This is a genomic window from Ruegeria sp. AN6, assembly GCF_056540425.1.
The window spans coordinates 148,316-165,230 of the sequence record NZ_JBQFWR010000007.1 but is presented as its reverse complement, the minus strand read 5'-3'; the positions used below and the strand labels follow the sequence as shown (position 1 = coordinate 165,230).

General features: G+C 55.6%; 21 protein-coding genes and 3 tRNA genes. 9 read left to right on the top strand and 15 right to left on the bottom strand.

The annotated features are described in order from the left end of the window. The first annotated feature begins 41 nt into the window (after positions 1-41). Positions 42-887, top strand: coding sequence for a LysR family transcriptional regulator (locus ACR0MQ_RS13095; protein WP_170775371.1), 846 nt, complete (start codon positions 42-44; stop codon positions 885-887). 203 nt (positions 888-1,090) lie between these two features. On the opposite strand, the gene ACR0MQ_RS13090 is transcribed toward ACR0MQ_RS13095, so the two are convergent. Further along, positions 1,091-1,174 (bottom strand) — tRNA-Tyr (locus ACR0MQ_RS13090). Positions 1,175-1,290: 116 nt separating this feature from the next. Here ACR0MQ_RS13090 and rlmB point away from each other — a divergent pair. From rlmB to ACR0MQ_RS13070, 4 genes are all read left to right on the top strand, one after another. Beyond that, positions 1,291-2,064: a 23S rRNA (guanosine(2251)-2'-O)-methyltransferase RlmB gene (gene rlmB, locus ACR0MQ_RS13085; RefSeq protein ID WP_480608639.1), complete on the top strand. Its 774-nt coding sequence runs from the start codon at positions 1,291-1,293 to the stop codon at positions 2,062-2,064. 12 nt (positions 2,065-2,076) lie between these two features. Further along, the gene (locus ACR0MQ_RS13080; RefSeq protein WP_260026327.1) at positions 2,077-2,349 is read left to right on the top strand and encodes a hypothetical protein; all 273 of its coding nucleotides are present in this window, start codon (positions 2,077-2,079) and stop codon (positions 2,347-2,349) included. 175 nt (positions 2,350-2,524) lie between these two features. Beyond that, entirely contained in the window at positions 2,525-2,896 is a 372-nt protein-coding gene (locus tag ACR0MQ_RS13075; RefSeq protein ID WP_170543575.1) for a YHS domain-containing (seleno)protein, read from the top strand. A 201-nt stretch (positions 2,897-3,097) separates the two neighbouring features. Next, a complete protein-coding gene (locus ACR0MQ_RS13070; protein WP_170775336.1) occupies positions 3,098-3,568 on the top strand; it encodes a CoA-binding protein in 471 nt (156 codons plus the stop codon). A 114-nt stretch (positions 3,569-3,682) separates the two neighbouring features. Here the strand turns inward: ACR0MQ_RS13070 and ACR0MQ_RS13065 are convergent, their stop codons facing one another. The 4 genes from ACR0MQ_RS13065 to hisF form a co-directional block, all read right to left on the bottom strand. Then, on the bottom strand, positions 3,683-4,279 hold the full coding sequence (locus ACR0MQ_RS13065) for a LysE family translocator (RefSeq protein ID WP_170775334.1): 597 nt from the start codon (positions 4,277-4,279) through the stop codon (positions 3,683-3,685). A 186-nt stretch (positions 4,280-4,465) separates the two neighbouring features. Beyond that, on the bottom strand, positions 4,466-5,032 hold the full coding sequence (locus tag ACR0MQ_RS13060; RefSeq protein WP_170543578.1) for a hypothetical protein: 567 nt from the start codon (positions 5,030-5,032) through the stop codon (positions 4,466-4,468). A gap of 69 nt (positions 5,033-5,101) precedes the next feature. Further along, positions 5,102-5,419, bottom strand: coding sequence for a phosphoribosyl-ATP diphosphatase (locus ACR0MQ_RS13055; protein ID WP_170775331.1), 318 nt, complete (start codon positions 5,417-5,419; stop codon positions 5,102-5,104). Continuing rightward, positions 5,416-6,177 (bottom strand): imidazole glycerol phosphate synthase subunit HisF, encoded by a 762-nt coding sequence (gene hisF, locus ACR0MQ_RS13050; protein ID WP_170775329.1) that lies wholly within the window; start codon positions 6,175-6,177, stop codon positions 5,416-5,418. The genes ACR0MQ_RS13055 and hisF overlap by 4 nt, the downstream gene beginning before the upstream one ends. A gap of 120 nt (positions 6,178-6,297) precedes the next feature. On the opposite strand from hisF, the gene ACR0MQ_RS13045 reads away from it, so the two are divergent. Next, positions 6,298-6,744, top strand: coding sequence for a DUF302 domain-containing protein (locus ACR0MQ_RS13045; RefSeq protein WP_480608636.1), 447 nt, complete (start codon positions 6,298-6,300; stop codon positions 6,742-6,744). Positions 6,745-6,756: 12 nt separating this feature from the next. Here ACR0MQ_RS13045 and ACR0MQ_RS13040 read toward each other — a convergent pair whose 3' ends face one another. Then, a complete protein-coding gene (locus ACR0MQ_RS13040) occupies positions 6,757-7,221 on the bottom strand; it encodes a DUF2867 domain-containing protein (protein WP_170543583.1) in 465 nt (154 codons plus the stop codon). 4 nt (positions 7,222-7,225) lie between these two features. Further along, a complete protein-coding gene (gene hisA, locus ACR0MQ_RS13035; RefSeq protein ID WP_170477003.1) occupies positions 7,226-7,948 on the bottom strand; it encodes a 1-(5-phosphoribosyl)-5-[(5-phosphoribosylamino)methylideneamino]imidazole-4-carboxamide isomerase in 723 nt (240 codons plus the stop codon). A gap of 133 nt (positions 7,949-8,081) precedes the next feature. On the opposite strand from hisA, the gene ACR0MQ_RS13030 reads away from it, so the two are divergent. Beyond that, entirely contained in the window at positions 8,082-8,483 is a 402-nt protein-coding gene (locus ACR0MQ_RS13030) for a DUF2147 domain-containing protein (protein WP_010442615.1), read from the top strand. Positions 8,484-8,487: 4 nt separating this feature from the next. Here ACR0MQ_RS13030 and hisH read toward each other — a convergent pair whose 3' ends face one another. Both hisH and hisB read right to left on the bottom strand, forming a co-directional pair. Beyond that, positions 8,488-9,126, bottom strand: a complete 639-nt coding sequence (gene hisH / locus ACR0MQ_RS13025; RefSeq protein ID WP_480608634.1) for an imidazole glycerol phosphate synthase subunit HisH — start codon at positions 9,124-9,126, stop codon at positions 8,488-8,490. Continuing rightward, on the bottom strand, positions 9,127-9,714 hold the full coding sequence (gene hisB / locus ACR0MQ_RS13020; protein ID WP_170775323.1) for an imidazoleglycerol-phosphate dehydratase HisB: 588 nt from the start codon (positions 9,712-9,714) through the stop codon (positions 9,127-9,129). 154 nt (positions 9,715-9,868) lie between these two features. Between hisB and ACR0MQ_RS13015 the strand changes: the two genes are divergently transcribed. Further along, the gene (locus ACR0MQ_RS13015) at positions 9,869-10,108 is read left to right on the top strand and encodes an Lrp/AsnC family transcriptional regulator (protein ID WP_010442612.1); all 240 of its coding nucleotides are present in this window, start codon (positions 9,869-9,871) and stop codon (positions 10,106-10,108) included. Here ACR0MQ_RS13015 and ACR0MQ_RS13010 read toward each other — a convergent pair. The 4 genes from ACR0MQ_RS13010 to ACR0MQ_RS12995 form a co-directional block, all read right to left on the bottom strand. Beyond that, positions 10,105-10,509, bottom strand: a complete 405-nt coding sequence (locus tag ACR0MQ_RS13010) for a hypothetical protein (RefSeq protein WP_480608632.1) — start codon at positions 10,507-10,509, stop codon at positions 10,105-10,107. The genes ACR0MQ_RS13015 and ACR0MQ_RS13010 overlap by 4 nt on opposite strands. A gap of 566 nt (positions 10,510-11,075) precedes the next feature. Continuing rightward, a complete protein-coding gene (locus tag ACR0MQ_RS13005) occupies positions 11,076-12,293 on the bottom strand; it encodes a RidA family protein (protein WP_480608630.1) in 1,218 nt (405 codons plus the stop codon). 112 nt (positions 12,294-12,405) lie between these two features. Further along, a tRNA-Gly gene (locus ACR0MQ_RS13000) sits at positions 12,406-12,480 on the bottom strand. A 34-nt stretch (positions 12,481-12,514) separates the two neighbouring features. Continuing rightward, a tRNA-Gly gene (locus ACR0MQ_RS12995) sits at positions 12,515-12,589 on the bottom strand. A 149-nt stretch (positions 12,590-12,738) separates the two neighbouring features. On the opposite strand from ACR0MQ_RS12995, the gene ACR0MQ_RS12990 reads away from it, so the two are divergent. Beyond that, on the top strand, positions 12,739-12,891 hold the full coding sequence (locus tag ACR0MQ_RS12990; RefSeq protein WP_170781885.1) for a hypothetical protein: 153 nt from the start codon (positions 12,739-12,741) through the stop codon (positions 12,889-12,891). 15 nt (positions 12,892-12,906) lie between these two features. Here ACR0MQ_RS12990 and ACR0MQ_RS12985 read toward each other — a convergent pair whose 3' ends face one another. Further along, positions 12,907-13,290, bottom strand: a complete 384-nt coding sequence (locus ACR0MQ_RS12985) for an MAPEG family protein (protein WP_480608628.1) — start codon at positions 13,288-13,290, stop codon at positions 12,907-12,909. 71 nt (positions 13,291-13,361) lie between these two features. Further along, positions 13,362-16,799 (bottom strand): pyruvate carboxylase, encoded by a 3,438-nt coding sequence (locus ACR0MQ_RS12980; RefSeq protein ID WP_480608626.1) that lies wholly within the window; start codon positions 16,797-16,799, stop codon positions 13,362-13,364. Positions 16,800-16,915: the final 116 nt, after the last annotated feature.

Genomic DNA, 16,915 nt, shown 5'->3' with positions numbered 1-16,915 from the left:
AAGGGCTTATGTATTAAAAAGACTAATGGCTTACTTGACCTATGAAAAAATCGCTGCCCCCGCTGACCTGGTTTCGCGCGTTCGAGGCCGCTGCGCGCCATCTGAGTTTTACCGCTGCCGGTGAAGAGATCGGCCTGACCCAATCTGCGGTCAGCCAACAGGTAAAGTCCCTTGAAACACGGCTGCGTGCAGCTTTGTTTACGCGCCATGCGCGTGGATTGTCGCTGACTGACGAAGGGCGCAAACTGCTGCCTCAGGTCGGGGCGGCACTGGGGGTGTTGTCTGCAGCGACAGATACATTCGATACTGGGCCGTCAGAGAACCTTTTGACCATCGCGTCGTCAGTCAGTGTTGCCCAGTGGATTATCGCGCCAAACCTTGCTGAATTTCGGAAGAGACATCCGAATATCCGCGTTCGTCTTCTAAGTGCGGTATGGCCGGACGAGTTCAGTTCTGCACGTGCAGATGTAGAAATCCGCTTCGGATCAGAAAAACAGGTAGGAAGAAATGCCAGATTGCTCACACCTAACCGGCTCATTGCCCTCAAATCACCCAGCCTTAAAGGTGGGGTAAGTGATTTGCCGTTGATCGAAGCGGTCGGCACATCCAGCGGATGGAAAGAATGGTCCGCAAAGGTTGAGCCTGTTCCGGAGCCTCAGATTTTTGCGGATTCGTACGGTGTGGCCTTGCACTTTGCTGCCCACGGCAATGGAATTGCGCTTGTGAGCGAACTTCTGATCAAACACGCGATCAATTCTGGTGTGCTTGAAAGGGCGCATCCGGCAACCGTCGAAAGTAACGAAGGATATTACCTGTCGAGCAACGAAGAGAATGAATTTGCAAGGCAATTTCAGGGCTGGCTGTTGGAGCAATTACCACAACAATAAAGAGATCAATGTCTCGAAAACACTAATCTACGAGTGGTTTGCCCTATTTGATACCAGAGACAAATTTCCAGTTAATGGATGTGGGCCATTCGCATTAGTCTAGATTCCCACTTTGCAACAAACAAACAGTCGACCAAAGCGGGCGCAAAGCTTATTGGAACACCCTAAATGGCATTTACCGACCCAAAGACTGAGAAGATGAATGGTGGGCGACCCTGGAATCGAACCAGGCGTGCGTCTCCGCGAGGGAGTTACAGTCCCCTGCCACACCTTGCGGCCTGTCGCCCACTGTCAGGCGTTGCACCTGACGTGGAGGCGTGATTACTAGCGCGTCTAAAGGGCGTCAACAGGAAAATAACGCTTTGACGCAGGAAACCGAATTCCCGGCCCGGAGGCCCGTAAAATGAAGAAACCAAAGTGGGTCGTCGAGAAAGAACAGGCGCGAAAAGCTGCTGCTGCCGAAACCGTATGGCTGTTTGGATTACATGCTGTTCGTGATGCCTTGATGAACCCGAAACGGCAGAAGTTACGCTTGATCGTGACGCGAAACGCCCGCGATAAGTTAGCGGAATCCATTGATTTTTCCGGGATTGAGGCCGAGGTAGTTGATCCACGGAAATTCACGGCTCCGATTGATCCGGGCTCTGTTCATCAGGGGGCTGCGCTTGAGGTCAAGCCACTGGACTGGGGTGGGCTTGCCGAGAATTGTATCGGGCAGGATATCCCGCGTGTGTTGCTTTTGGACCGGGTCACAGATCCGCATAACGTAGGTGCGATTCTCCGTTCAGCGGAAGTATTGGGCGCAAGTGCGGTAATTGGCACGCGGCACCATTCGGCCCCTGAAACGGGCGCACTGGCGAAAACTGCCAGCGGGGCGTTGGAACGGCAACCGTATCTGCGTGTCCGTAACCTGGCTGACGCGATCAATGCGCTGCAGGATATGGGCTTTCTGGTTCTGGGTCTGGATGGTGAGGCAGACGAAACCATCGAAACCGTATTGGAGGGCAAACGAACGCAGCCAGTAGCGTTAGTATTGGGGGCCGAGGGACCGGGCCTGCGTCAAAAGACCAAAGAAACTGTGGACCAGCTGGTCAAGATTGACGCGGCGGGCGGATTTGGGTCACTCAATGTCTCAAATGCTGCCGCAATTGCACTATATGCGTCACAGCCCAGATGACAGGAGGTTCACATTTCCACGCCGCACAAAATCGCCACCTGCTGTTATTGTGGAACCCGCGCCGCGCTGGTTCTTAGGGGGAAAAAGCAACATGAACTAAGTTGCTCAAGCTGTGGTGCGCCTTTGCATAACCTCAAGATGGTTCCAAAAGTCAAGCTTGTTGATCGTCCGGTACAAAAATCTAGGCCGGCCCATTACAATAAGAAAAAGGCAAAGAAGAAAAAGGGCCTGTTTTCGCGCGTATTGGACGAAGCCTGGGATGCTATTGAAGACGTTTTCGATTGAAGACCGCACGCGTGTTCACAAGGGCGTCATGGGGGTTTTCGTGACCAGATGAATTGTGCAACTTAAAACCCTCTCAAAATCAATCGATGAATCAGTGATGCTGTCCCGACGTTCCTTTTTAACCAGTCTCGCATGTCTTGCCGTAGCACCTTCAGTAAGAGCGCAGGAAAAGCCGATGTTCTATTCGGACGGCGGATTGGCTGTTTCTGGCTATGATGCGGTCTCATACTTCAGGATCGGAACGCCTGCGCTGGGGAAGTCTGATTTTTCCCTGATGTGGAAGGGGGCCGTGTGGCAGTTCACATCGGAAGAAAATCGTGACAGATTCGAGCGCAACCCACGGGCTTTTGCTCCTCAGTTTGGTGGATATTGTGCGTATGCGATGGTGCAGGGGATGCTCAGCAGCACTGACCCGCAAGCATGGCAGATCGTTGACGGAAAGTTGTACTTGACCCATTCGGAAGCGATTGAGCGTATCTGGAAACAGAACGTGTCGCAGAACATTCGCGAGGCCGAGGGGCATTGGCCTCAAGTTCTGTATAACTGATCGGCAAATCTCCGCCAATTGTGACTTGTCATCACAAAAATGCGCGCACCCTCTTTTTTTTCACAAACTTAGGCTTAAATGTCACAGTGACCGCGGAATGGAACTGCCGCGGGTCATTTCACTGTCCCTCGTTCCAACAACTGGCGCTCAGGCAAGACCTGAGCGCTTTTTTCTTTTTGGCATGGCGTCTAGGGTGCCATCATGACTGATTACTCTGACCAGTTCCTGACCACAGTGTTGAAACGTACCAAGGTTGTTGCCGTTGTTGGCGTGTCGATGAATCCGGTAAGGCCCAGCTACTACGTTGCGCGTTACTTGTCGCTCAAAGGCTATACGGTGATTCCGGTGAACCCGGGGCATGCCGGTAAACCTCTCTTTGGTCAGACGGTCAGGGCTTCGTTATCCGAGATCTCTGAAGCGGTAGACATGGTTGATATTTTTCGACGCTCTGAAGCCGTTCCGCCTATCGTTGACGAGGCTTTGGCCGAGTTGCCGAATCTACGCACGATCTGGATGCAGATCGGCGTAGAACATGCCGAGGCCGCCGCCAGAGCGCAGGCCCGCGATATTGACGTGGTCATGAACCGCTGCCCCAAAATCGAATATCAGCGTTTGTTTGGTGAACTGCGGATGGGTGGGTTCGCCACCGGGGTGATTTCATCTAAGTTGTAGAGGGCAGAATACTTAGGGGCATTGCTATTAAGTGATATACACCTTGGCGTGAGGTTCTACACTTCTCGCCTGGTATGGTTCTTCACTCAGGACAGTTTCGCGTAACAAGCGAACTTACGATACTAACATCCAGATCGCCACTGCTGCTAAAACAGACCCAAAAAGTCGGTTGAGTTTTTGGGCGCTTTCTGGGCACCGGAAGAAGCTTGCGATCCAGTCTCCAACCAATGTCCACACCACGAATGCTATTAGGTTGTTAAGTGTAAAGACGGTCGTGATCAGAATGACAGGGGCGAAATTGCTCGGGCTTTCTGGTCTCAGAAACTGCGTAAACATCAAAGCTATGATGACATATGCTTTTGGATTGAGCAGAAGCAGAATTGAACCGTCCATAAACGTGGCCGGCTTCGCGTCCTCTGCACCTTGAAGCGTTCCCGCTCGCAGCATTTTCCATGCAATCCAAAGAACATAGAGCGAACCCGCGATTTTCAGGATCGTAAATAGTTGAGGAAAACGCTCAATGGTCGCCAGAAATCCAAAGCCGATTGCAGCTGTCACGAACCAAGTCGCGATGTGGTATCCGGCGTTCGCGGGGACGGTAGCGCGGAACCCGAACCGCGCACCATTGGCCGCAAAAAACATGTTTCCGGGCCCGGGGCTGTAAGCGAGCGGAAGCAAGAACAAGAAAAGCGTTAGTGTGGTCTGATACATTCCGAAATTCCATGATTAATGGAATTTCAGGCTTAGGCGGTTTGTCCCTCTCAGAGCGACCCGTTTCATGCGTAATATTCCAGGCCGATGCCTTAGACTTGACTTTGAGGTCGCCATCTGGGCGACCTTACCGGTTCTCGGTTGGTTGAATGGGGAATACCCCAGCCAGCAGGCATCCAGCAGGGTTTAATTCGCAGGCAATGACGTTATATGCCCCGCCTGTTCCTTACGACGCTTTTCCAGAACCACTTCGCGTGGAACCCACTCGTAACGGGTGTCCTCAACCAAGGGCGACCAGAATAACACTCCACCATAACGCCAGGGGTCCAGGACGACGCCGTCATACATGCTCTCGCCTTTGCGGCTGATGATGGCGGTGCTGTGGTCGATGCGGAACGGGTTATCCGCATTGGCGATAGCGCGGTGCAACTCGAGCGTATGGAATTGTTCCTGATCCAGACGACGCTCGATATCCTCGGCCCAATGCCAGCACAGGCCACGCGGACGCAGACCCTTATTGACCTTGGCGTTATGGATAAGTGGAGGATCGGTGATTTCGTATTCTTGCACCAGTTGCGCAGTATAGGCATAGGCGATGCGGGCGGCGCGGGTGGCCTCTTCCGGATCGATATCGGGGCCGAGGCTTTGGATCTCGGCGGCAAGCCGCTGGACCTCATCTCCAGAGGAAGGGGGAGGGGTGGCACAGGCCGCGAGGGTGGCGAGTGCTGCTGCGAACACCAAAGCTCTAATCATCTGCACGCCCTTTGCCTCAATGCACCCGAACCCGGAGTATAGCGGGCCGGGTAATTGCACGAAACCCGCTTAGACTTTTGGCCGGGATGCCTTTTCCATGATGCCGCTGGTGCCCTGTCGACGGGCCAGTTCGCTCAAAACATCGTCCAGCGCCACGTCGCGCGCAGCCAGCATGACCAGCAAGTGGTAAAGCACATCCGCCGCCTCAGAGGTCAGCTTTTTGTTGTCGCCCTTGGCTGCCTCTATGATCGCTTCGATAGCCTCTTCACCAAATTTCTCAGCACATTTCTCAGGGCCTTTGGACAACAGCTTGGCGGTCCAGCTGCTGTCAGGATCCGCCCCTTTGCGGGCCTCAATGGTTGCGGCCAAATCGTGCAGAATACTCATGTCAGCCTCATTGGAATGCCGGCGGCGGCCATATGTTCTTTGGCCTCTTGGATGGTGTATTCGCCGAAATGGAAGATCGAGGCCGCCAGAACGGCGCTGGCCCCGCCCTTGGTGACGCCTTCGACCAGATGGTCCAGATTGCCGACGCCACCGCTTGCGATCACTGGCACATCGACGGCATCTGAAATCGCGCGGGTCAGGGGCAGATTGAATCCGGCCTTGGTGCCATCGCGATCCATCGAGGTTAGCAGGATCTCTCCCGCGCCTTTGGCGACAACGGTCTTGGCGAACTCAACCGCGTCGATACCGGTGGGCTTGCGACCGCCATGGGTGAAAATCTCCCACTTGCCGGGGCTAACGGTTTTGGCGTCGATGGCGCAGACGATACACTGGCTGCCGAACTGGTCCGCCGCCTCAGCAATCACATCCGGGTTGGCCACAGCGGCCGAGTTAAAGCTGATCTTATCGGCTCCTGCCAACAGCAGGGCACGTACATCATCCTTGGTGCGAACTCCGCCACCCACGGTCAGGGGGACAAAGCATTGTTCTGCCGTGCGTTGGACGACATCAAACATGGTGCCGCGATTTTCGTGGGTTGCATGGATGTCGAGAAAGCAGATTTCGTCGGCTCCAGCGGCATCATAGGCCTTGGCGGACTCCACCGGATCACCCGCATCGCGTAGGCCCACGAAATTCACACCTTTGACCACGCGGCCATCAGCGACATCCAGACAGGGAATGATACGGGTTTTCAGCATTGGGTATCCTCTGTTGCCGGCACCTCTACCGGCAAAGCCTCGCCGATGCCAGACTTGTGATTGTGATCTACCGAGAAGCCATGGAAATTAGAGATGAAATTCATGAAAAGGATTATCCAGATGCGACATCTTATTTTGGCTTCAATAATCACATTCGGAGGCGCGCTGTCCGCCATGGCTGACGACATCATCAAAGTACAAACCAATAAAACAGTGGCCGAGGCGCTGGACGCCCTCGAAGCTGCGGTAGGCAATGCAGGCGCGACTGTATTTGCCCGTATCGATCACGCGGCTGGGGCAGAAAAGGTCGGTACTCCGATTGCACCCAATCAGGTGCTTATCTTCGGCAATCCAGCACTGGGCACGCCTGCGATGCTGATTGATCCGCGCGCCGGGTTATTTCTGCCTCTGAAGGTGCAGGCCTATGAGGATGCGAATGGTCAGGTATGGCTGGCTTATGAAGACCCAAAAGAGACGATGGATGAACTCGATGAGGTCGAAAAGTCACCGGTCATCGATAAGATGCGTGGCGCATTGAAAAAGCTGACCACAGCCGCAGCTGGCTAGTGGGGCTTCGTGTCAGGCGCTTGCGCGGCTCACCCGTGCAAGCGCGTTGCGCGCAATCAGGATGTGAAAAGGCAAAATAATCGCCAAGTATAGTCGCCCACCCAGATTGTGTCGATGAACCCAGGTTGCGAGGGAAATACGACCGTCTTCGGAAAAGACAGACACGCGGAAATCGAGGTGACGGTCATCGAAGCCAGCGATCACCTCGCTCGCGTCATCGTGCTCAACCGGAAAAATACCCACCTTATCAGTTGCTTCTGGCCCTGTGTTATCAAGCCCAAACGGGGCGACCAGGATGCCGCGCAGTCGAACCAGCGCCTTGGCCCACGAAGGGAAATTGGTGATAACCTCTGCCGCCTGACGCGGCGAAAGATCAGAAACCACGCTGAAACAATCCAGAAAATCGCCATCTTCTAGCCGGCTATGCAGCAGACTCTTGGTTGGCAGTTCGGATCGCTTTACGCGTGATTTGAGCATCGGACTATTCTCTGAGTGTTGTCAGAGCCTCTTTCAGATCGATGGCGCCATCGTAAAGCGCGCGCCCTGAGATCGCACCATTCAAATCTGCGCCACAATCGCGCAGGGCAATCAGGTCGGAAATAGAAGACACACCACCCGAGGCAATGACCGGGATGTCGACGGCTTTGGCTAGGTCAGCAGTGGCTTCGATATTTGGTCCCTGCATCGCACCATCCCGGTTGATGTCGGTGTAGATGATTGCAGCGACGCCAGCATCCTCGAAACTGCGCGCCAGATCGGTGACCTGAACATTGGTCTCTTCAGCCCATCCTTTGGTGGCAACCATGCCGTTACGCGCATCGATACCGACAGCGACCTTACCCGGAAAGGCTTTGGCTGCGTCGCGCACCAGATCGGGGTTCTCGACCGCGACAGTGCCCAGAATCACTCGCGCCAAGCCTTTCTCGATCCAGGCCTCGATTGTTGCCATGTCACGAATGCCGCCACCTAACTGAGCTGGAACATTGCACTCCCTCAGAATAGCCTCAACCGGGGCTGCGTTTACCGGTTCACCGGCAAAAGCACCGTTCAAGTCAACCAGGTGCAGCCATTCACAGCCAGCTTCTACAAAGGCGCGGGCTTGCGCGGCGGGGTCTTCATTAAAGACCGTCGCCTTGTCCATTTCACCGCGCAGCAAGCGCACAGCATTGCCGTCTTTGAGGTCGATAGCGGGGTAGAGGATCATGTCAGGCGGCCCTATATCTTTGTTACACGCGCGGGATATCGCACAGGCGGGGCAGGGGCGCAACGCGACGCAAAGTCAATCTTGCCCGGTACCGACCGGCGGGTCAGACTGTCTGCAAAACAGGGAGACAACAATGAAGACATATACTCTTGCAGCTATATTCGCTGCGATGGCCACAACCGCCTTTGCCGCCGATCCGGTGGACGGTTTGTGGAAGACTGCCCCAGGAGATACGGGCGGTTATCTGCATGTGACGATATCCGAATGCGGCAGTGCCATTTGCGGTACCATCGACAGTGCGTTTGACGCTGAAGGCAATCAGCAACTGGAATACGAGAACCTTGGGAAGCAGATCATCTGGGACATGGTGCCAGATGGTGCCGGTGCCTATAGCGGCGGCAAAATCTGGGCACCGGATCGCGATAAGACCTACAACTCAAAAATGTCGCTGAACGGGCAGAACAAACTGACGGTGAAAGGCTGTGTCGCGGGTGGTTTGATCTGCCGTGGACAGGATTGGACCCGAGTTCAATAACCGATCACGGAGTCCAGGTCAGGAAATTCCCGATCATGCGCAGGCCTACGTCCTGGCTTTTCTCAGGGTGAAACTGCATCCCGACCATGGTGTCACGGCCAATCACGGCCGTGACCTCTTGCCCATAATCCACATATGCCAATCGTTGGACCGGATTAGTCACCCGAAAGTGGTAGGAGTGGACAAAATAGGTGTGATCACCTGATTTCACTCCGTCAAAAACCGGGTGGCCGCATTCCAGAACCAGATCGTTCCAGCCCATATGCGGAACCTTCAGGGTACTGTCCGAGGGTTCGATCTTCACGACATCACCGGCAACCCAACCCAGACCGTCGGTCTCGGAGTATTCGTGCCCCTTGGTCGCCATCAGCTGCATACCAACGCAGATGCCCAGAAACGGGCGGCCCTTCTGTTCCACCGCCTCGACCATCGCGTCATAGATGCCCTTGTGGCCGCGCAACTCGGTGGCGCAAGCTGGAAAGGCTCCATCTCCGGGCAGGACCAATCGATCCGCCCGCGCAACAATGTCAGCGTCCGAGGTCACGACGACTTCGCCAGCATCCAGCTCGCGGGCCATACGCTGAAACGCCTTCTCTGCCGAGTGCAGGTTACCGCTCTCGTAGTCAATGATGGCGGTCAGCATCTACAGCGCGCCCTTGGTGGACGGAATCGCATCCGCCTTGCGCGGATCGGTCTCGACCGCCAAACGCAGAGCGCGGGCGACTGCCTTGAAGGCGGCCTCGGCAATGTGGTGGCTGTTGAAGCCGTGTAATTGGTCGACATGCAGGGTTATGCCGCCATGGGTACTGAGCGCTTGAAAGAACTCGCGCACCAACTCTGTATCGAACGTACCGATTTTGGATGTCGGCAGGTCCACATTCCAGATCAGGAAAGGGCGGGCGGACAGGTCCAGCGCACAACGCACCTGTGCATCATCCATGGGCAGGTGACATTCGCCATAGCGGCGAATACCCTTTTTGTCCCCTAATGCCTGCGTCAGCGCCTGACCCAGAGCAATCCCGGTATCCTCCACCGTGTGGTGGTCGTCGATGTGGTAATCACCCTTGGCGCGGATCGTCATGTCGATCAGCGAATGGCGCGCCAGTTGGTCGAGCATGTGGTCGAAGAACCCAACACCAGTCTGGTTGTCATACTGGCCGGTGCCGTCCAGATTGACCTCGACCGAGATCTCGGTTTCAGCGGTCTGACGGCTGATCTTAGCGCTGCGCATGGGCGAATTCCTTTTGCTTCTGGGGCGCTTATAGACCCGGAAGAGCAGCCTATCCAGACCGCTTTGAGCCTTCGGTGCAAACTGTTGCAGGGGATTGCACCCGGGCGCGGCCCATGCCAGCCTGCGGTCAACACGAACCAACAAGGCCCGGCCCATGTCCACCTGCGTTTTCATCCAGATCCGCTGTAAACCCGGCACCACCTACAAGGTAGCCGAAGAGATTGCCCTCCGCGAAATCCACTCCGAACTGTATTCCACTAGCGGCGAATATGACCTGCTGCTGAAACTCTACATCCCCGAAACCGATGATGTAGGCCATTACATCAACGAAAACCTGCTGGTGATTCCCAATATCGAACGCTCGCTGACCACGATGACGTTCAAGGCTTTCTAGCCCAGTTCAAACGTCGTCACGCCGAAGATTCGGTTCAGGTCAATCTCGGGTTCGTGGTCGGAATACATCCGCGCGGTCTCAAAGACCTTCTCCAGCCCAAGCTCTTCGGCCAACGCGAACGCCGATACATTGGGCTGTGGCATATCGATGAACACTTCGTGCGCGTTATTAACCTCGGGAATCGACGGGAGAACAGCGGCTAGCAACGCCCTCGCGATTTCTGTAGTGTCCGCAAATAGGGGGCCGATCTTATAACCCGTTAAACAAGGGCGCAGTGCTGCATAGCCCCTGATCCTGCCGTTCTCGGTATAAAGCTTTGAAACGTGGCTGAAAGCACCAAGCCAGCTTTCCAGAAACAGATCGCGTGGTGCGGGGAACAGAGCGCGATCATATACATTCAATTCATCAGACGCTTGTTTCAGATCCGATGTATGGCTGTTTGGCTCAGCCTCTAGCTTGGCCAGAATCTGGTGTTTTGTCCCTGCGAAACGACAGTTGTATAAGCAAAAGAAAAGCCAGTCTTACGATAGTTTTCCTGCTGTTCGACCACGCCATCTAGGCCCATGTTTCGCCCCTTCAATTGCTCAGCGCATGCTGTGCGATTTCAAGCCCGTGGCCGTGGTGCCTGAGCTCGGGCTTTACGATGTAGAACCTCAAAAAAAGAAAATCTGTCGACGTAATTCACTGCCGAAACAGATGAGATCATCTCGCCATCCAGAAACCCACTAGAAACCCATCAGGGTCTGTCGGGCGAAAGCACTCGGCATCATTTACACCCGGGTTCCAACCTTCGTGCCCGGCCCAATCCACGGCGTGCCGAACCTCGGCTTCGGTGAGAGGGCGTTTGTCATAGCACGGTATGGTCAGGCCCCTGTTTTATGGTTGTATTGGTCAGAGTGGCCCAGCCCGCCGAAAAGAACCAACCCCTTGCTGGCTCGGCGCGCGCGCGTGTCCAGAGCAGCACTGCTTAATCCAAAATTGCGATCGCTTCGATTTCGATCATCATTCCTTCATAGATAAGCGCGGGCACGGGTATGCCAGTCGTAGCAGGCCCCGGCGCCGTGTAAGAATTCGAGCGTATCAGCAGGTTTTCATGCAGCGCTTCCGCCGAAGCACTTCCCTGATAGAAGGTCGTGACTTTTACGACGTCGTCCAGTGTCGCACCAAACTCGGCTAGAACTTTGGATAGGTTATCCATTGCGATCTTGGTTTGCGCGACCATATCTCCGGGCTGAAGGACTTGCGCCTGATGATCCAGGGCTACTTGCCCGCCAATGTGGATGACATTGCCACACCTGTTACCCTGTTTGTACGGAAGCGGTGTGGTCCAATTCCAATGCCCGTCTGGCCATGCAAAATTTTTGGGCTCATCAATCGCCGACGTGCAAATCGCCGTTGCCGCTATTTTGGTCGTCAATCCTTCGTGCGCAAAGTTGGATACCGGGATCCCCGTCGCTGCAGGTCCGGGATCGGAGAAATACGAAGCTCTTAGACTTGCGGCTTTCTTCCAGCTACTGCCATGTAGATCATCTTGATAAAATGTGTTGAGCTTGACGATGTCGTGCAAGTCCGCGTCGACCGTCGACAGCGCCCGCTTCAAACGCTCCATGGTTTTGGCAGTTTGCGCTGGAATATTGTCTGGGGCCTCAACCGTTCCATGTGGTGTCAGGGCAGACATCTCGCTGGTAAAAACCATATCCTCGGAACGAACCACATGTGAAAACCCGTCTGGCAAATACGGCATGTCCTCAAGTCGATGGCATTGTTTTGGTATTCTGGCACCGTCTGGACGCCGCATGGCAACGCCTTCGATTTCTGTGAGCATGTCCGGATAACATAGCTCTGGCATGTTGATCATGCTGATCACGGGGCGGGCCGTGTCGCCAATGATCTGGCTTAGAAGCTCCTGTAAGTGGCCTTCGTCATTCGCATCCCCTACGTAATAGACGACCAAGCGCACCAGATCATCGAAATCGACACCCAGATCAGAGAACAGGTTGGCCATATAGGCCATAGAGTTTCTGCATTGCGCTGTCAGATCGCCAATGTTGCGCACATTGCCTTGCGCATCCAGATCGACTTGCCCGCCAGTGAAAATCATGTCCCCGGCACAGACGGCGTGGTGATGAGTCAATTTGACGGGCCAATCCCAATGCCCGTCAGGAAAACTGTATCGTCTGGTCAATCCATCCTCCGCGCCTGATTTGGCAACTGTTGGATGGAAGCCAATATGATGTCAAAACAGAAACGAGTTCCGTAAAGCACCACATTCAAACAGGTGTTGAAGGTCTGGTATCTGGAGCGGGCGAGGCGATTCGAACGCCCGACCCTAACCTTGGCAAGGTTATGCTCTACCCCTGAGCTACGCCCGCATCAGATACTTATGTCGGTCCAAAGACCTCTCAATGGAGCGGGCGAGGCGATTCGAACGCCCGACCCTAACCTTGGCAAGGTTATGCTCTACCCCTGAGCTACGCCCGCGCCGTTGAGTGAGGAGGGATGTATAAATTCCCACACGTGGCTGCAAGAGGAAAATGGGGCCGTTGGAAAATTATTTCGACGGAATGCCTGCCCCTCACGCGTTCAAGAGCAAATGGAAAGCAAAGCAAGCTGCGCGGGAAGGTGTTACGATGATCAATGTCTCAGATTTGAAAGCCATAGCGTTGGGTGTCATGATCATTCTTGTGATCATGGTTTCGAAATTTGACAGCGAGCGCATGGAATCTGAGGTCTCGCACCGATTTAGCGGCGCTCAGCCTGGTTGGTACGCTCCTATCGGATAACAGCGATCAGGTGCTTCAAAGCGCCAGAATAAGACCCGCGCTGGCCGCGACCAAAATCGCCGAGAATGTCAGTAACATTCCGATCTGTCGCATAATGATTGTTTGTGGCGTCTTTCCGAAGCCGTAGGCGTGCGACAGCCGTCCGGCCAGCAACATCAGACCCAGCAGATTAACAAGCCATGCTTCAGCGCCCTGCAACTCAACCATGGCGATCAGCAGCAATGCGAAAGGAGCATATTCGGCACAGTTGGCCTGCGTCCGCATGGCTTTGATCATGGCCTTGTCGCCGTGATCTCCGACCGAGATTTTGCCTTTGCGACGCTGCAGGATGACGTCCACGCTGAGCGCAATGAACAGAAATGCAATCAGTGCAGCGTAGATCGGGGTGATGGACAGCATGACAGCTCCTGATATTGAAAAGGCCGCGCAGAGAACTGCGCGGCCCTGTATGCCTTTATGTGATAACTGGCTTATTCCAGTTCGACCAGCAGGTCCTTGGCGTCAATCTGGCCGCCGGGTTGGACGTGGACGGCCTTGACCGTTGCGTCTCGCTCGGCGTGGATGCCGGTTTCCATCTTCATCGCTTCGATGGTCAGCAGCAGATCGCCTTCGTGTACTTCTTGACCTGCCGAGACGGCAACGGTGGCCACGACGCCCGGCATCGGCGCGCCAATATGGTCGGGATTCCCAACTTCGGCTTTGGGCCGCTGCGCAGTAGTGGCTTTGACCATCCGGTTCGGCACGCGGATCACACGTGGTTGGCCATTGAGTTCAAAGAACACGCGCACTTCGCCGTTTTCGTCGGTCTCGCCGATGGCCTGACAGCGAATTTCCAGCGTTTTGCCGGGGTCAATCTCGGCAGTAATTTCTTCGCCGGGTTCCATGCCATAGAAGAAGGTGCGCGTGGGCAGGGTACGGACCGGGCCATAGGTCCGGTGGCGGCCCATGTAATCCAGGAACACCTTGGGATACATCAGATAGCCGTTCAGGTCCTCGTCATCGACCTCTTTGCCCTCAAGCTGTTTGGACAGATCGGCGCGGGTGGCTTCCAGATCGACGGCCTCGACATTTTTGCCGGGGCGTTCCGTATTCGGTACTTCGTCTTTTAGTACCTTGGTGATGATCGTGTTAGGGAACCCGCCCGGAGGTTGACCCAGATTGCCGCGCATCATGTCCACGACCGAGTCAGGGAAGGCGACGTCGGTGGCCGGGTCTTCAACCTGTTCACGTGTCATGTTCTGACTTACCATCATCAGTGCCATGTCACCGACCACTTTGGACGACGGTGTCACCTTGACGATATCACCGAACATCTGGTTCACATCGGCGTACATCTGGGCGACCTCGTGCCAACGCTCCTCTAGACCCAGCGAACGCGCCTGTGCCTTTAGGTTGGTAAACTGACCGCCGGGCATCTCGTGCAGATAGACCTCGGAGGCCGGGGCCTGCAGGCTGGATTCGAAGGCCGCGTATTGGCCACGGACGGCCTCGAAATAGTCGCTGATCTCGCGGATGGCCTTGATGTCCAGCCCGGTGTCACGCTCGGTATGACGCAGCGCCTCGACCACGGTCCCCAATGTTGCTTGGCTGGTGTTGCCGGAGAAGCTGTCCATCGCGCAATCCACCGCGTCCACGCCCGCCTCAGAGGCCGCCAGAATAGTGGCGCTGGCGATACCGGCCGTATCGTGGGTGTGGAAGTGGATCGGCAGGCCGACCTCTTCCTTAAGCGCGCGGATCAAAATGCGTGCCGAGGCTGGTTTCAACAAGCCCGCCATGTCTTTCAGGCCAAGAACATGCGCGCCCGCATCTCGCAGCTCTTTTGCCATACCGACATAATATTTCAGGTCATACTTGGCGCGATCCGGGTCGAGGATATCGCCGGTATAACAGACTGTACCTTCACAGATCTTACCGTTCTCGATCACTGCATCCATGGCGACGCGCATGTTCTCGACCCAGTTCAGCGAGTCGAAAACGCGGAACACGTCGATATTCTGCGAGGCTTGCCGCACGAACTCCTGCACCACATTGTCGGGATAGTTTGTATAGCCAACCCCGTTTGCGCCACGCAGTAACATCTGGGTCATCAGGTTCGGCATTGCCTCGCGCAGGTCGCGCAAACGCTGCCACGGGCATTCCTGCAGAAAGCGATAGGCCACATCAAAAGTCGCGCCACCCCAACATTCAACGCTGAACAACTGGGGGAGGTTCGCCGCATAACTTGGCGCTACCTTGATCATGTCGATCGAGCGCATCCGGGTGGCCAGCAGCGACTGGTGCCCGTCACGCATGGTAGTGTCAGTGATCAGCAGTTGCCGCTGCGCCTTCATCCAGTCGGCAACTGCCTGCGGGCCTTTTTGCTCCAGTAGGTTGCGTGTGCCCATTTGGGGCTCGGCCTTGGGCGCGGGGGGCTTGGCCTCTTTCAGGTCGGCGCGTGGTTCGGGGCGATCCTTGGTTTCGGGATGCCCGTTCACGGTGATGTCCGCGATATAGTTCAGAACCTTGGTGCCGCGGTCGCGACGCTTCTTGAACTGAAACAGATCCGGTGTCTCATCGATGAACTTAGTCGTGTATTCATTCGACAGGAAGGTTGGGTGCTTCAGCAGGTTCTCGACAAAAGCGATGTTGGTGGAAACGCCACGCACCCGGAATTCGCGCAGGGCGCGGTCCATCCGGGCGATCGCTTTCTCGGGGGTAGGCGCCCAGGCGGTGACCTTGGTCAGCAATGAATCGTAAAACCGCGTGATCACCCCGCCCGCATAAGCGGTGCCGCCGTCCAGACGGATGCCCATGCCGGTAGCCGAGCGATAGGCAGTGATGCGGCCATAGTCGGGGATGAAGTTGTTCAGCGGGTCTTCGGTGGTCACTCGGGTTTGCAGGGCGTGACCGTTCAGGCGGATCTCGTCCTGGCTGGTTTTGCCGGTAGCCTCGGCCAGCGTCTTGCCCTCGGCAATCAGGATTTGCGCCTGCACGATGTCGATGCCCGTTACCTCTTCGGTGACAGTGTGCTCGACTTGCACGCGCGGATTGACCTCGATGAAGTAGAACTTACCGGTGTTCATATCCATCAGGAATTCAACCGTGCCCGCGCATTCATAGTTTACATGGGCGCAGATGCGGCGGCCCAGCTCGCAAATTTCGGCGCGCTGTTCGTCGGTTAGGTAAGGGGCAGGGGCGCGCTCAACGACTTTCTGGTTGCGGCGCTGGACCGAGCAGTCACGTTCATAGAGGTGATAGATCTCGCCATGTTTGTCGCCGAGAATCTGAACCTCGACATGGCGGGCGCGGGTGATCATCTTCTCCAGATAACCCTCGCCATTGCCAAACGCCGCTTCGGCCTCGCGACGACCTTCCAGAACCTTCTCTTCCAGCTCATCTTCGGACAGGATCGGACGCATCCCGCGCCCGCCGCCGCCCCAGCTGGCTTTCAGCATCAATGGGTACCCAATCTCGGCCGCTTCAGTTTTGATGGCGGCCATATTGTCGCCCAATACTTCAGTTGCCGGGATGACTGGAACGTCAGCCGCGATCGCCACTTTCCGGGCGCTGGCCTTATCGCCCAATGCGCGCATGGTTTCGGCCTTGGGACCAATAAAGGTAATGCCATTCTGAACACAGGCATCTACGAAATCCGGGTTCTCGGACAGCAAGCCGTAACCGGGATGGATTGCATCCGCGCCACATTCCTTGGCAACTCGGATAATCTCGTCGATCGACAGATAGGCCGCGACCGGTCCCAGATCCGCACCAATACGATATGCCTCATCCGCCTTGAAACGATGCAGCCCCAACTTGTCTTCCTCGGCAAAAACCGCGACGGTCCGTTTGCCCATCTCGTTGGCAGCGCGCATCACGCGAATGGCAATCTCGCCGCGGTTGGCGATCAGGATTTTCTTGAAGTCTGTCATTGCAGGTCCCGGTCTTTACTAGGTGTGGCCTTGTGAATAGGCGGACAATACAGCCACGTACATATGTAGTTCTGGGTAGAACCGGCATGTTAACGCTCGCAATCGCCGCCTATTAC